Raw genomic sequence first — 14,093 nt, forward strand, 5'->3', positions numbered from 1 at the left:
AGAAAGCTATCCGCGCCGTGGCATCAGGACGGTATAATCCAGGTCCAGGACAACGGCGGGATCGGGCTTTCCGTCTTCCCCCTTGTCGGGGAAATCAGCACAGGGCCGGTCCTTCGTTGCCAAGGTGCGCAGCCTCAAGGCCGCGAGGTCCTCACGTCCAGGTAGCTCCATCTTCTGCAGCACGTCCGACCAGGCAAAAAGCGTATGCCCCGCGAAGGTGGGCGAAACATGGCGTCCCCCATTGATGGCAGCGATCCGGAAAGCATTGCCCAGGCCATTGAAGCTGAGCGCCCGGGCCAGGGAGATGACGTGGCCGCCATAAACGATCCGCCGCCCGAAACGGTTGCTGTTGGCCGCCAGTTGGTCGAAATGCACCCGGGCGGTGTTCTGGTACAGACGGGTTGCCATCTGGTGCTCGGCTTCCTCCAGGGTCATGGCGTCCCCGTGGTCAATGCGTTCACCAACCGCGTAGTCTTCCCAGAAATGTGAACTGCCTGCCAGCTCGGCGTCATAGCCGCTGCAATCGAGGCCTTCGGGCAGCACCAGGTCTTCCGCCGCGACCGCATCGGCCAGCTCCGGAACCTGGGTTTGCGGCGCCGGTGAGTCCGGATCGCGCTTGTTGACCAGAACCCAGCGCTTGAAGTCCAGGACCGGCTCGCCCAGCTGGTTCACCCCCGTGGTCTGGACATAGACGATCCCGGTATTGCCCGCGGATGTCTGCTTGAGACCGATCACCTGTGAATAGGCCGTCAGGGTATCCCCGGGATAGACCGGAATACCGAAGCGGCACTCGGCATAACCGAGATTGGCCACGGCATTGAGCGAGATGTCCGGCACCGATTTGCCGAAAACCACGTGAAAGACCAGCAGGTCGTCCAGCGGCGCCTCATCCAGGCCCAGCGAAACGGCAAAATCCGCAGAGGAATTCAGGGCAAAGCGACTGCCCGTAAGCGCCATGTAGAGCGCGACATCGCCTTCCGTCACCGTGCGCGGCGTGGCATGCCGGATGTCCTGGCCAAGCGTGAAATCCTCGAAGAAATTGCCTTGAAAGGCCTTGTCACTCACGGTCTTCTCCCTGTTCTGCCTGCTGGGTTCGTCCTGCAGCCTGGTACGGCTTTGCCCTTAGGACGCCGCCTGATCCTCCAGTTCCTTGATGGCTTCGGCCAGGGCCACGCTCCGTTTGGCCGTTTCCACATGCAGGTTCTCGATCAGCTTTCCATCCAGGACGACCACACCCTTGCCTTCACGCACGGCTTCGGCATGGGCCTCGATAATGCGCTTGGCCTCGGCCACTTCGTCGGCGGAGGGTGCGAAGGCCTCATTGGCCTTGGCAATGGTCTTGGGATGGATCAGCGTCTTGCCGTCGAAGCCGAGCTCACGGCCCTGGCGGCAATGCTCGGCAAATCCCGCGTCGTCGCTCAGGTCCAGATGCACGCCATCGACGATCGCGAGACCAGCGGCGCGGGCGGCCAGGACACAGAGCGACAGCGAGGTCAGGACCGGCAGGCGCTGATGGGTATGCTCGGCATTCAGTTCCTTCACCAGGTCCGAGGTTCCCATCACCAGACAGGTCAACCGCTTGCTGGCCTGTGCGATCTCGTCGGCATTCAGGATTCCGCGCGGAGTCTCCATCATGCACATCAGGCCGACGCTGTCCGGCGCCCCGGCCTTCAACATCAACGCCTCGGCCTTCTGGACCATGTCCGCCGATTCCACCTTGGGAAGCAGCAGGGCATCGGCCCCGCAATTCGCCAGGACCTCGATGTCCGCGCGTCCCCAATCGCTATCCAGCCCGTTGACGCGCACGATGATCTCACGACGCCCGTAGCCACCCTGCTTTACGGCCTCGGCGATGTTTGCGCGCGCCTCGTCCTTGGTATCGGGCGCCACGGCATCCTCGAGATCCAGGATGAGGGCATCCGCCGGAAGTCCACGGCCCTTTTCAAGAGCCCGTGTGTTCGAGCCAGGCATGTAGAGGACACTGCGGCGCGGGCGGAAGGTCTCGGTCATTCTGCTCTACCTCTCTTGTCGTATGGTCTGTCGAGGCCTTCTCAGCGACCTGACCGACAGATCGTTCTTATAATCAAAGGAATTCTTGCCGAAGCAGGGCCACTGCAGCAAGTTTGCCGGAAAGAAAAATCGTCAATCCATTGGAAAGTCCCAAATGAGCATACTCTCCGTCCAGTCCCATGTCGCCTATGGTTACGTCGGAAACCGCGCCGCCGTCTTCCCGCTGCAACGCCTCGGTTTCGATGTCTGGGCCGTCAACACGGTCCAGTTCTCCAATCATACGGGATACGGCAGCTGGACCGGGGAAATCTTCACGCCCGAGCACATCTCCTCGGTCCTTTCCGGGATTTTCGAGCGCGCGCCGCTGGACTCCTGCGAAGCGGTGCTGTCGGGCTACCTGGGCGCGGCCAAGCTGGGCGAGACCATTCTGTCCACCGTGGACCGCGTTCGCGAAGCCCGACCGACGGCACTCTATACCTGTGATCCGGTCATGGGGGATGTTGGCCGCGGCATCTTCGTGCAGCCGGAAATTCCCGACTTCATGAAACAGCGTGCTGTCCCGGCCGCGGACATTATCACGCCCAACCAGTTCGAACTGGAACTGCTGACGGGGGAAACGCCAAGCGATCTGGAGCACGCCATCGAGGCAGCTCACAAGGCCCGCACCCTGGGCCCCGAAGTGGTCGTGGTCACCTCGCTGCGCACCTCGGAGACCCCGGACGATTCCATCGAAATGCTGGCGGTGTCAGGCGAAGGTGCCTGGCGCGTGCGTACGCCCATGCTGCCACTCGAAATCCCGCCGAACGGCGCCGGTGACGCCGTCACGGCATTGTTCCTGGCGCATTTCCTGAAAACGCACTCGGCCCCCGATAGCCTGGCCGCCATGGCGGCGGCTGTCTTCGAGATCATTTCAGCCACATTGCAGGCGGGCACGCGGGAACTGCAGCTGATTGCCGCGCAGGACCGCTTCGTGAGCCCGGACAAACGCTTCACGCCGGAAAAGGTGGGGTAGAATACGTCCCCGATCCTTCTCCGGTGTTGCCGCCGTTCAGAGGTAGCTTTCGACCAGTTTCTCGGCGATCTGGACCGTGTTGAGGGCGGCGCCCTTGCGCAGGTTGTCGGAGACGACCCACAGGGCCAGCCCGTTGTCGACGGTCGGATCCTGGCGGATGCGGCTGACGAAGACGGAATCTTCGCCGGCACACTCGGCCGGGGTGACATAGCCTTCGTCGACACGGTGATCGACCACCGAGATGCCCGGCGCCTCGCGCAGGATCTCGCGGGCGCGATCCTCGCCCAGTTCGTCCATGAACTCGATGTTCACGGCCTCACCATGGCCAATGAAGACCGGCACGCGCACACAGGTGGCGTGCAGCTTGATCTGCGGATCCATGATCTTCTTGGTCTCGACCGTCATCTTCCACTCTTCCTTGGTCGAGCCATCGTCCATGAAGACATCGATATGCGGGATGACGTTGAAGGCAATCTGCTTGGTGAACTGTTCCTTCTTGATGGGGTCGTTCACGTAGATGGCGCGCGTCTGGTTGAACAGCTCGTCCATCCCCTCTTTCCCGCTGCCGGAAACCGACTGGTAGGTGGAGACCACGACCCGTTCGATGGGCATGACTTCATGCAAGGGCTTCAGCGCCATCACCAGTTGGATCGTCGAGCAGTTGGGATTGGCTATGATGTTCTTGCGCCCATAGCCGGCAATGGCTTCGGGGTTGACTTCGGGCACCACCAGCGGAACGTCAGGATCCATGCGAAAATGCGAGGTGTTGTCGATCACCACGGTTCCGGCGCGCGCGGCAATCGGCGCGTACTGCTCGGAAACCTTGCCACCCGGCGAGAAGAGCGCGATATCGACACCGGTGAAGTCGAACTTGGCCAGGTCCTGGATTTTCAGGACCTTGTCCTCGCCGAAGGAAACCTCACTGCCCGCCGAACGCTCTGAAGCGACGGCATAGACCTCGTCAGCGGGGAATCCACGCTCGGAAAGGATCGTGAGCATTTCGCGACCAACGTTGCCGCTTGCCCCGACAACTGCCACCTTGTAACCCATAGTAACTTATCCATATTTAACTTACGCCTGAACGGGGCTTGGACTTTAGACCTTTGCCGCTGTTTTGCAAGAGATGCAGATGGAACAATGCCATGCCTCAAGCACGTCAAGATAAGCCATTTTTCTCCCGCCGCAGCTTCCTTCAGGCCAGTGCCTGGGCCGTTGCTGCAGGCGCCCTGAGTTCGACGGCACTGTCCGCCGGACAGGCCCTTGCCGTTGACGGCACCGCCACTGAAGAAGGTGAACGTCCCGAAAGCCGCCTGGTGGGAGAACTTCGTCATTACCAGGCCAGGAAGGACGACACCCTGGTGGATATCGCAACGCGCATGGGCATCGGCTTCGTGGCCCTGCGCGCCGCCAATCCCGATGTGGATGTCTGGCTGCCGGGCGAGGGAACGGAAATCGTTCTGCCGACACAGAGTCTTCTGCCGCCCGTCAACCCCAAGGGCATTGTCATCAATCTTCCGGAAATGCGCCTCTATCATTTCCGGGAAGCCGACAGCCTGCCCGTCTTCTACCCTATCGGCATCGGCCGCGAGGGTCGCACCACACCGCTGGGCAGCACACGCATCGAACGCAAGACCGAGGACCCGACCTGGTATCCACCGGAGTCCATCAAGGCCGAAAAGCCGGAGCTCCCAGACGTCGTACCACCCGGTCCCGAGAATCCCCTGGGCACGCGCGCCCTCTACCTGGGCTGGCCGGCGTACCTGATCCATGGGACCAACAATCCCTATGGCATTGGACGGCGTGCCAGTGCCGGCTGTATCCGCATGTACCCGGAGGATGTCGAGACACTTTACCCCACTGTCCCCATTGGAACCGGGGTGCAGGTCCTCGACGAGCCGGTCAAGATCGCCTGGGTGGGAAGTGCCCTTTACCTTGAGGTTCACCCCACCCAGAAGCAGGCCGACCAGGTGGAAATCAGCGGCTATTTCGAACGCGAAATGCCCGCCAACCTGATCAACCGCGTCATGCGTGCGGCCGGCAAGGACAAGGGACGCCTGAATTGGCAGGCCATCGAGAAAGCCGGCATGGAGCGCCCTGGTTACCCGATACAGGTCAACGTGTAATCTCTATCCAACTGCAATCCGGTGCGAAGGCTGATTTTCAGGACGGACAGGAGCGGACGTGGCCATCGAGACCATAGAAGAACTGGAAACGCTTTACGATGCACGCATCTCCGATGCCGCGCGCCTGAAGGAAACCGACAGGATCATCGCACCCTACGCACGTCTGATCGAGGCCTCGCCCTTTGCAATCCTTGCAACGTCGGGCCCTGAAGGCCTGGATTGCTCTCCGCGCGGCGACCGGCCCGGCTTCCTGAAGGTCCAGGATGACCGAACCCTGGTCCTGCCGGATCGCAAGGGCAACAACCGCCTGGATTCCCTTCGCAACATCCTGAACGATCCTCGTGTGGCCCTGCTGTTCCTGATCCCGGGCAGCAGCACGACCCTGCGGGTGAACGGACGGGCGGTTATCTCCGACGATCCAGTCCTGCTCGAAAGCCTGGCAATCGACGACAAGCTGCCGAAGACAGCCCTGGTGATCTCCGTCGAAACGGTCTACTTCCAATGTGCGCGCGCCGTCCTGCGGGCCGGACTCTGGGACAGCGACAGCCAGGTGGATCCGAAAAGCCTGCCCAGCGCCGGAGATATCCTGGAAGCGGCATCGGATGCACGTATCAATGGCGAGAGCTTTGATCGGGACTGGGCGGAACGAGCCGTGAAGACGCTATGGTAAGCAGGGCTCACCCCTCTTCCGCGCCTATCCAACATCAAAAAACCCGGCCCTGAAATAGGACCGGGTTTTTCTTTGACAAGCCGCCGTAAGGCTTACTTGCGAACCGAGCTTTCGAAAGCACGGTCGGCGCGTGCGGCCGCACCTTCAGCCCGCTCAGCTGCAGATTCTGCCCGAACAGCAGAGTCCTCTGCGGAACGTGCAGCCTGTTCAGCTCGCTCAACGGAAGCCTGGAGCTGAGATTTATCCTCTTCGCTCATAGCAGTTGAGCAGGCAGCAAGGCCTGTTGCACTGAGGGTCGCGATACCGACGATAGCAAATGTACGTGCGAACTTGGACATGTTGAGTCCCCTTAAATCCATTGTTCGAAGATTTATAATTCTGCTTCTACCTTCCTCTCGGGAAGGACTAGTGCACAAGGTGTGGTTCAATCGGGAATATTGCAAGGTGGGTCCCTATAATGTCCCAAAATTGCAACCAATCACCTCCACACCCCCTTGATTCGCCCGGAAAGCGTCACAGCCTAACGGCGAGAAGGGGATGTGATATCGTTCATTATTGGTAAACTTTGCGGCAAAGTTGAGGCAATCACGCCTCACTGCGATCAGCCGTTGAGGCGCTCCAACTCCGCGAGTACGGCATCGCCCATCTGGCTGGTCGAAACGGCTTTCGTGCCCGCGGCCATGATGTCGGGCGTCCGCAATCCGGCATCGAGGACATTCTGCACCGCCTGTTCGATCAGGTCGGCTTCTTCTGCCAAATCGAAGGTATAGCGCAGCGCCATGGCATAGCTGAGCAGGGTCGCAAGAGGATTGGCCTTGTCCTGCCCGGCAATGTCGGGGGCCGAGCCATGCACCGGCTCGTAGAGGGCCTTGCGCCGACCGCTCTCGTCTACATCACCAATTGAGGCCGAAGGCAGCATGCCCAGCGAACCGGTCAGCATGGCGGCCACATCGGACAGCAGGTCGCCGAACAGGTTATCGGTGACGATTACATCGAACTGCTTGGGGTTGCGCACAAGCTGCATGCCGGCATTGTCGGCGTACATGTGGTCCAGCTTGATGTCGCTGTGCTTCTCCTGGTGCAGCTTCGTGATCTCCTGGCGCCAGAGCACACCGGACTCCATCACGTTGGCCTTCTCACTGGAGGTTACACGCCCGCTACGCTTGCGCGCCAGGTCGAAGGCCACATCGCCCACGCGCCGGATCTCGTTCGTCGTGTAGACTTGGGTGTTGATGCCGCGGCGCTGTCCGTCGGGCAGCTCCTCGATGCCGCGCGGCTCGCCGAAATAGACCCCGCCGGTCAACTCGCGCACGATCATGATGTCCAAGCCCGAGACAATTTCCGGCTTCAGACTGGAGGCACTGACCAGCGCCTCGAAACAGAGCGCCGGGCGCAGGTTGGCATAGAGCTCCATCTCCTTGCGCAGGCGCAGCAGGCCGCGTTCCGGCTTCTTCTCGAAAGGCAGATCGTCCCATTTCGGACCGCCCACGGCCCCCAGCAGCACGGCATCCACATTCAGTGCCTTGTCCATGGTGGCGTCGGTCAGGGGCACGCCGTGCGCATCGATGGCCGCCCCGCCGACCAGGTCCTCGTCCAGCTCGAAGGAAACGGAACGCTCACGCCCCATCCAATCGATGACCCGGCGTACCTGGCTCATGGCTTCGGGCCCGATGCCATCACCGGGAAGGAACAGAATCGATTTGTTGGCTGCCATCTTGCTTACTTTGTCCTGTCTGTTGTGTGTCGTTCGGGGAACCGGCCTGGCTCAGGCATAGAGCCAGGGTTGCCGGGCCTTCTGCGTGTTCTCGAAGCTGTCGATCTCGGCCGCCTTGTTCAGGGTCTGGCCCACATCATCCAGGCCGTTGAGCAGGCAGTGCTTCTTCCAGGGGTCGATGTCGAAGGTGATGCGTCCCCCGTCGGGTCCCTCGATCGTCTGGTTCTCCAGGTCGACCGTCAGGGTCGCATTCGCGCCCCGCTCGGCATCTTCCATCAGCTTGTCGATCTCCTCCTGTGGCAGGACGATCGGCAGGATGCCGTTCTTGAAGCAGTTGTTGTGGAAAATATCGGCAAACGAAGGACCGATCACGCAGCGGATGCCCGCATCCAGCAGCGCCCAGGGCGCGTGCTCGCGCGACGAGCCGCAGCCGAAGTTGTCGCCGACGATCAGGATCTGCGCAGACCTGTAGGCCGGCCGATCCAGCACGAAGTCCTTGGGATTGCCGTCCTTGTCGTGTCGAAGGGCATAGAACAGCCCCTCGGAGAGGCCGGTGCGCTTGATGGTCTTAAGGAAGCGCGCCGGAATGATCATGTCGGTGTCCACGTTCACCATGGGCAGGGGCGCGGCTACGGCGGTCAGCTTGTCGAACTTTTCCATTGTCTTGTCTCCTCTCGCTTGCGCCCTGCTCAGCAGGCCAGCTCACGCACGTCGCTCAGGTGACCCGAAATCGCCGCCGCGGCCGCCATGGCCGGGCTCATCAGGTGGGTACGTCCGCCCGGGCCCTGTCGGCCCTCGAAGTTGCGGTTGGACGTCGAGGCACAGCGTTCGCCTGGGTTCAGCTTGTCGGCGTTCATGGCCAGGCACATGGAACAGCCCGGCTCGCGCCAGTCGAAACCGGCCTCGCGGAAGATGCGGTCCAGGCCCTCTGCTTCGGCCTGCTCCTTCACCAGGCCCGAGCCGGGCACGATCATGGCATAGACACTGTCGGCCACACGGCGGCCCTCGGCCACACGCGCCACTTCGCGCAGGTCCTCGATGCGCCCGTTGGTGCAGGAGCCGATGAAGACCTTGTCCACGGCGACGTCCTGCAGGCGGGTGCCGGGGGTCAGGCCCATGTACTCAAGAGACCGCTTGATGGCCGTGGCCTTGTTCTCGTTCGGTGCATCCTCGGGGTGCGGGATGGCACCGGAAATCGGCAGCACATCCTCCGGCGAGGTGCCCCAGGTGACCAGCGGCTCGATCTCGTCAGCCGAGAGCACGACTTCCTTGTCATAGCGCGCGCCCTCGTCGGACGGCAGCGAGCGCCAGAAGGCCTCGGCCTGTTCCCAGGCCGCCCCCTTGGGCGCATAGGGACGTCCCTTGATGTATTCGATTGTGGTATCGTCGGGCGCAATCAGGCCGGCGCGGGCACCGCCCTCGATGGACATGTTGCAGATCGTCATGCGCCCTTCCATGGACAGATCGCGGATCGCCTGGCCGGCATACTCGATGACATGGCCGGTGCCGCCGGCCGTGCCGATCTTGCCGATGATCGCCAGGATCAGGTCCTTGGCCGTCACCCCGGTGGGCAGCGGTCCATCCACCGTGATGCGCATGTTCTTGGCATGGGTCTGATAGAGGGTCTGGGTGGCCAGGACGTGTTCGACCTCGCTGGTGCCGATGCCGAAGGCCAGCGCCCCGAAGGCGCCATGGGTGGAGGTATGGCTGTCGCCGCAGACAATGGTCATGCCGGGCTGGGTGAGACCCTGCTCCGGACCGATGATGTGCACGATCCCCTGGCGCACGTCGTTCATCCGGAAGATGGGAACGCCGAACTCTTCACAGTTCTGCTCCAGCGTATTGACCTGGATGCGGCTTTCCTCGTCCTCGATGCCGCGGGCGCGATCCGCCGTGGGCACATTGTGGTCGGGAACAGCTAGCGTGGCTTCCGGGCGGCGAACCTTGCGACCGGCCATGCGCAGGCCCTCGAAGGCCTGCGGACTGGTCACCTCGTGCACGAGGTGACGGTCGATATACAACAGGCAGGTTCCGTCATCCTGCTGATCCACAACGTGGCTGTCCCAAATCTTGTCGAACAGCGTACGCGGCTGAGACATACTCTCGCTCCTAACCCTTCCGAATGGGAATTGTCCTAATATATATGGCCCCTGATCAGGGACATGTCTTCCCCGGGGCGGGCGAGAATAGCGCTGGTCACCGGGAACCGCAATTCACCCCCGGCTTTTTGTCGCGAAGTTTTTCCCCCAGTCAGGCGCGGCGCGAACTCTAGCGTGCGAAGAAGGGCCCGCCTGGTCCAGGCTGGATCTGCGAGGAGTGTGCAAAGTGCTGGGTCGAATGGGGCTTGGCCGTGTAGGGTAAATTGCTTGCAGGTGCCGACTGGCTGCTGTCTGTCTTGCGAGACGCCTGCTGGACGGGAAGGGGGGCATCCTCCTTGCCAGAGGCCATCTTCTGCCGTTCCTTGTTCCAGATATCCATGACCTTGGTGCGATAACGCAGGTTGTACTTGGGCGTTGCCGAGTGGTAGCGGCCCACGGCGGCTTCCCAGGAGTTGAATTTGCGGTAGTGGTCGATCAAATACTTCGCGCTGTAGGCCACGTTGTAGGCCGGATTGAAGGCCTGCTCCAGGCTGTCGAAGGCATCCGGGTGATACATCAAGTTGATCTGCATGCAACCGACATCGATGTTGCGAACCCCCTTGGCCTTCAGTTGCCGCACTTCACGCACTGCAGCGGCGCGACTGGGCAGATAGCGCCCCCTGCCTTCGGCCATGACGGTCCAGGGCCAGGCAAAAACTGCCCGCAGCTCCTTGTTGTGCCGCCCCGATTCCGCCTTCGCAATGGCTGTCAGAAGTCTTGCCGGCACGCCCAGAAGGCGCTCCGCCTCGGCGATGTTGCGCGCACAGAGCGTCCAGTCGGAGTCGACACCGGCGGGCGCAAACTGCGGCTGCTCGGCTCTGACCGGCCAGGCTGCGAAGACAAGCAGCCCCAAAAACATCAGGGAAAAAGTCACTCTGCCGAAAGTGGTCACCTTGGAACCTCCTGTGAATTCACAGAAGGAGTGAAGCAAGCTTCATGCCACATAAGGAAATTAGGCCCCGAGCAGCCAGATACGCGGCCGCCCGGAATTGTGCGTTGCAGCACAGAACGGCCTCTGCAACCACGCACTATCTGGCGGCTATTAATAGTGGAATATATATGTATTCCAACTAGATACTATTTTCACCCTTGCACGCGCCCGGAAAATCCTTATATTGTGCAGTGCGGCATATGAAGGACTTTCTTCGTTTGCCGTACGTCTCTAAGGGCGTTTCCTCCCTAGACTTGGGGCCGTGCATAGCGCACGGCCCTTTTTTTCTTTCAGGACGCCTCTCGCTTGGACTTGCACGCGAGGGCCCTGGCGCACCCCGCCCTGCTTCTATGCGCCTTGAAGGTCCAGTTGACCAAGGTGCCGGATCAGTTCCGGCATCCTTTTGGCAAGACGGTCCAGACCCGCTGTGCGCTCTATGCGCGCCTCATCCATGTAGAGCCGGCGGTTGATCTCGATCTGCAGGCAATGCAGGCCTTCGCGCGGCCGGCTGTAGTGCCGCGTTACATAGCCTCCCGAATAGGGCTTGTTGCGTCCCACCCGATAGCCGGCCGCACGCAACACTTCGGTTGCGCATTCGGTGACCTCCGGCGCACAGGCCGAACCATGGCAATCCCCCAGCACGATATCCATCGTCGGCACGCGCGGGTCGCGCCCCCAGTTCTGTGCGCTGGAGGGCATTGAGTGACAGTCGAGCAGCAGGCAGGCCCCGAACTGCGCCCGGGTTTCGGCCAGAAGGCCGGCCAAGGCGTCGTGATAGGGCCGATAGCAGCGCTCGATCCGCCTCAGGGCATCATCCAGAGTCAGCTTGCCTTTGTAGATTTCCGCACCGTTCGCCACCACGCGCGCCACGGTCCCCAGACCGGCGGCAACGCGGGGCGAAGAAGAATTGACGTAATCGGGCAGCGGCTCATCGAACATGGAAGGATCCAGTTCGTAGGGCTCGCGGTTGGGGTCCACATAGGCACGCGGGAAGAGCGCACGCAGCAAGGGGACGCCCAGTCCGGGTGCCGCGGCGAAGATCTCGTCGACAAAGCTGTCCTCGGAGCGACGCAGCATCAGGGGGTCCAGCCGCGAGCGCGCCAGGAAGTCGGCCGGGTAGCTGCTGCCGCTGTGCGGCGAGGCCACCACGAGGGGCAGGCACTGGCGCCTGGGGCGCAAGACCTCGTGGCTCTCGCCTATGTCCGTCCTCTGGGCCGGGCCGTCCATGCTGACTCCGCAAAATCCCTCATTCCTTCGCTCAATGTCCGAATGTTGCCGGCACTTCGCAACGATTTCTTTGGCCGTTAGCCCCATCATGCCGCTCTCCCGTCATGCCGCTGTCGAGTCATTCCTGGCGCCGAGGCGCAATACGACTCCCCTATGGGGGGCGAATCCGCTAATCTGTCTCTCTCAAGGCCGTCACATCCGGGCGTCATGCTCCGAAGCGGCGCGCTGGAAGGACAGACAGGCGGGACACAAGCAGCCCTTGCCCGGAGCAGGACGCCCGGGGCCGCCGGCTCGGAGTGGAGGCAGGAAACCCATGGCGCGCATACTGCTGGCGGAAGACGACCCGGGTCTGCGCCGAGTCCTGGTGCGCGCACTGGGATCGGCCGGACACTCTGTCGCGGCCACGGGCAACGGCCTGGAAGCGCTGGAGACCCTTAAGAAGCGCCCCGTGGACCTGTTGCTTGCAGACATCGTCATGCCGGGGCTGGACGGGATGGAACTCTCCCGCCAGGCGGCAGCGCTCCATCCAGCTATCCGGATCATGTTCATCACCGGCTTTGCCGCGGTCACCATGCACGACGGCAGGGTGGAGCACGCACCGGAGGGCGCCCGCCTGCTGTCCAAGCCCTTCCACCTGCGCGACCTGGTCCGCCAGGTCGAAGCCCTGCTGGAAGCCGCGTGAAGGCCGCTCCATGAACAATGCTCGGGCCATCGAAAATGAAGGCAGAGGAGACTTGTCAAACGCCAGCGAGGGTGCTATCTGCCCGCCCTACCGCAGGCGATCATCCCGTGCATCGCCGAACTGGTGCGGGCGCGTAGCTCAGCGGGAGAGCACTACGTTGACATCGTAGGGGTCGCTGGTTCAATCCCAGCCGCGCCCACCATCCTTGGTAACGAAGTGGTAACGAGCAGGCCTGAGAACCGGCCAGGCTCACTCCATCAATACCAGCTGCTCACGCACCCCAATCATCCGGCTCTTCCCCATGAACGGGGGATGGGCATTCATCAGACCCGGTTTATTACACCGTTCCAGCCGCAGAGGGCCAGGACCATGCGCGCAGACAGTCCACCCGTCGCTTCAACAGCTTCAATCCACAGCTGTGGCCGGACCCATGAAGGAGAACCGCTCTGTACGATCTGATAGGCGACATACACGGCCATGCCTCTGCTCTTGAACGCCTGCTGGGCAAGCTGGGCTATCGCCATGATAGTACCTGTTACCGGACCCCGAACGCAGGGCGATCTTCCTGGGGGATTTCGTTGATCGTGGGCCGGAACAGCTTGAAAGCGTGCAACTGGCGCGTGGCATGGTGGAGGGTGGCGCGGCCCTGGCCGTCATGGGCAATCACGAATTCAACGCCGTTTCCTATGCCACGCCACACCCGGAGCGTGACGGCGAATTCTGCGCACCCACTCCGCCAAGAACACAGTCCAGCATCGTGCCTTTCTGAACGCCGTCGGTGCGGGCTCCGCCCTTCATGACGAACTGGTCGACTGGTTCCGGACGCTACCGATCTATCTGGAGCTTGAAGGGCTGCGAGTGGTCCATGCCTGCTGGCACGACGCCTCGCTGCAGGACATCTCACCCCACCTGGCGCCGGATGGTTCCATCCGGCCCACGGCTTGGCCCGAGCTGGCAAGCAAGGGCAGCAGGGGCTATGCGGCGCTGGAGACACTCCTGAAGGTATACGAGATCGCCTTGCCCGACGGCTATCCCTTTCCGGACAAGGATGGAAACCCGAGATGCAATATTCGCACGCGCTGGTGGGCCAACGAGCAGGCAAGCTTCAAGTCTGTCGCGATCGTTCACCAGGAGGCCAGGGAAGGGATACCCGACCTGCTCGTCGGCTCTGCCAGCCTGCCCGGATATGACAACGCGAATCCCCTGTTCCTGGGGCATTACTGGCTGACCGGCCAGCCTTCACCGACGACTGACAAGATCGCGATCCTGGATTACAGCGTGGCCGCCGAAAGCGACGACCCGGAGCATTCCGGAAAGCTCTGTGCCTATCGCTGGAACGGCGAGCAGAAACTGACGGAAGACAACTTCGTCTGGGTGGACAGTGCGACCAGAATTCCACCCGCTCAATGACCAGCCTTCTATTCCTAAAAGGGAATTTTCTGTCCAACCAAACCCCGACCCCCCACATGCTGGGATCGAACACCTTATGTGTCTCTGGCCTGCTATAAATACCCCGTCACCAATCCCGGCCAGGATCGGTGACGGGGTGGGATGCAGCGCTTAACATCTTGTGGCCTGACCACGTT

General features: G+C 61.8%; 16 protein-coding genes and 1 tRNA gene. 7 read left to right on the forward strand and 10 right to left on the reverse strand.

Annotation, left to right across the window (positions count from 1 at the left end):
• Window positions 1-6: 6 nt before the first annotated feature.
• Window positions 7-1,065, reverse strand: a complete 1,059-nt coding sequence (locus BP38_RS0115105) for a MaoC family dehydratase (protein ID WP_026988422.1) — start codon at window positions 1,063-1,065, stop codon at window positions 7-9.
• Between the two features lie 57 nt (window positions 1,066-1,122).
• Window positions 1,123-2,010 carry an HpcH/HpaI aldolase/citrate lyase family protein gene (locus BP38_RS0115110; protein ID WP_026988423.1) on the reverse strand — a complete coding sequence of 296 codons (888 nt, stop codon included), beginning with the start codon at window positions 2,008-2,010 and terminating at the stop codon, window positions 1,123-1,125.
• A gap of 154 nt (window positions 2,011-2,164) precedes the next feature.
• Here BP38_RS0115110 and pdxY point away from each other — a divergent pair, with 154 nt between their 5' ends.
• On the forward strand, window positions 2,165-3,022 hold the full coding sequence (gene pdxY, locus BP38_RS0115115) for a pyridoxal kinase PdxY (protein ID WP_026988424.1): 858 nt from the start codon (window positions 2,165-2,167) through the stop codon (window positions 3,020-3,022).
• 36 nt (window positions 3,023-3,058) lie between these two features.
• On the opposite strand, the gene BP38_RS0115120 is transcribed toward pdxY, so the two are convergent.
• Entirely contained in the window at window positions 3,059-4,072 is a 1,014-nt protein-coding gene (locus BP38_RS0115120) for an aspartate-semialdehyde dehydrogenase (RefSeq protein ID WP_026988425.1), read from the reverse strand.
• A 92-nt stretch (window positions 4,073-4,164) separates the two neighbouring features.
• On the opposite strand from BP38_RS0115120, the gene BP38_RS20950 reads away from it, so the two are divergent.
• Both BP38_RS20950 and BP38_RS0115130 read left to right on the forward strand, forming a co-directional pair.
• Entirely contained in the window at window positions 4,165-5,145 is a 981-nt protein-coding gene (locus BP38_RS20950; protein ID WP_051609423.1) for a L,D-transpeptidase family protein, read from the forward strand.
• Between the two features lie 58 nt (window positions 5,146-5,203).
• On the forward strand, window positions 5,204-5,815 hold the full coding sequence (locus BP38_RS0115130) for a pyridoxamine 5'-phosphate oxidase family protein (protein WP_026988426.1): 612 nt from the start codon (window positions 5,204-5,206) through the stop codon (window positions 5,813-5,815).
• Window positions 5,816-5,907: 92 nt separating this feature from the next.
• On the opposite strand, the gene BP38_RS22700 is transcribed toward BP38_RS0115130, so the two are convergent.
• The 6 genes from BP38_RS22700 to BP38_RS0115155 form a co-directional block, all read right to left on the reverse strand.
• Window positions 5,908-6,153 (reverse strand): hypothetical protein, encoded by a 246-nt coding sequence (locus BP38_RS22700; RefSeq protein WP_155992462.1) that lies wholly within the window; start codon window positions 6,151-6,153, stop codon window positions 5,908-5,910.
• 263 nt (window positions 6,154-6,416) lie between these two features.
• A complete protein-coding gene (gene leuB, locus BP38_RS0115135; protein ID WP_026988427.1) occupies window positions 6,417-7,529 on the reverse strand; it encodes a 3-isopropylmalate dehydrogenase in 1,113 nt (370 codons plus the stop codon).
• A gap of 51 nt (window positions 7,530-7,580) precedes the next feature.
• Complete coding sequence (gene leuD, locus BP38_RS0115140) at window positions 7,581-8,189, reverse strand: 3-isopropylmalate dehydratase small subunit (protein WP_026988428.1); 609 nt, start codon at window positions 8,187-8,189, stop codon at window positions 7,581-7,583.
• Window positions 8,190-8,218: 29 nt separating this feature from the next.
• A complete protein-coding gene (gene leuC / locus BP38_RS0115145) occupies window positions 8,219-9,628 on the reverse strand; it encodes a 3-isopropylmalate dehydratase large subunit (RefSeq protein ID WP_026988429.1) in 1,410 nt (469 codons plus the stop codon).
• A 169-nt stretch (window positions 9,629-9,797) separates the two neighbouring features.
• Window positions 9,798-10,559, reverse strand: coding sequence for a lytic transglycosylase domain-containing protein (locus BP38_RS20955; RefSeq protein ID WP_245602427.1), 762 nt, complete (start codon window positions 10,557-10,559; stop codon window positions 9,798-9,800).
• A 387-nt stretch (window positions 10,560-10,946) separates the two neighbouring features.
• Window positions 10,947-11,825, reverse strand: a complete 879-nt coding sequence (locus BP38_RS0115155; protein WP_026988430.1) for an N-formylglutamate amidohydrolase — start codon at window positions 11,823-11,825, stop codon at window positions 10,947-10,949.
• A gap of 313 nt (window positions 11,826-12,138) precedes the next feature.
• Here BP38_RS0115155 and BP38_RS0115160 point away from each other — a divergent pair, with 313 nt between their 5' ends.
• Together BP38_RS0115160 and BP38_RS0115165 are read left to right on the forward strand one after the other, a co-directional pair.
• Window positions 12,139-12,507, forward strand: a complete 369-nt coding sequence (locus BP38_RS0115160) for a response regulator (protein ID WP_026988431.1) — start codon at window positions 12,139-12,141, stop codon at window positions 12,505-12,507.
• Between the two features lie 127 nt (window positions 12,508-12,634).
• Window positions 12,635-12,709 (forward strand) — tRNA-Val (locus tag BP38_RS0115165).
• Window positions 12,710-12,830: 121 nt separating this feature from the next.
• Here the strand turns inward: BP38_RS0115165 and BP38_RS22705 are convergent.
• A complete protein-coding gene (locus BP38_RS22705; RefSeq protein WP_155992463.1) occupies window positions 12,831-13,031 on the reverse strand; it encodes a hypothetical protein in 201 nt (66 codons plus the stop codon).
• Between the two features lie 8 nt (window positions 13,032-13,039).
• Between BP38_RS22705 and BP38_RS23020 the strand changes: the two genes are divergently transcribed.
• Window positions 13,040-13,276, forward strand: coding sequence for a metallophosphoesterase (locus tag BP38_RS23020; protein WP_211250351.1), 237 nt, complete (start codon window positions 13,040-13,042; stop codon window positions 13,274-13,276).
• An 89-nt stretch (window positions 13,277-13,365) separates the two neighbouring features.
• Window positions 13,366-13,917 carry a metallophosphoesterase family protein gene (locus BP38_RS23025; protein ID WP_211250349.1) on the forward strand — a complete coding sequence of 184 codons (552 nt, stop codon included), beginning with the start codon at window positions 13,366-13,368 and terminating at the stop codon, window positions 13,915-13,917.
• The last annotated feature ends 176 nt before the right edge of the window (window positions 13,918-14,093 follow it).

The organism is Fodinicurvata fenggangensis DSM 21160 (assembly GCF_000686045.1).
GTDB classification, from domain to species: domain Bacteria; phylum Pseudomonadota; class Alphaproteobacteria; order Kiloniellales; family DSM-21159; genus Fodinicurvata; species Fodinicurvata fenggangensis.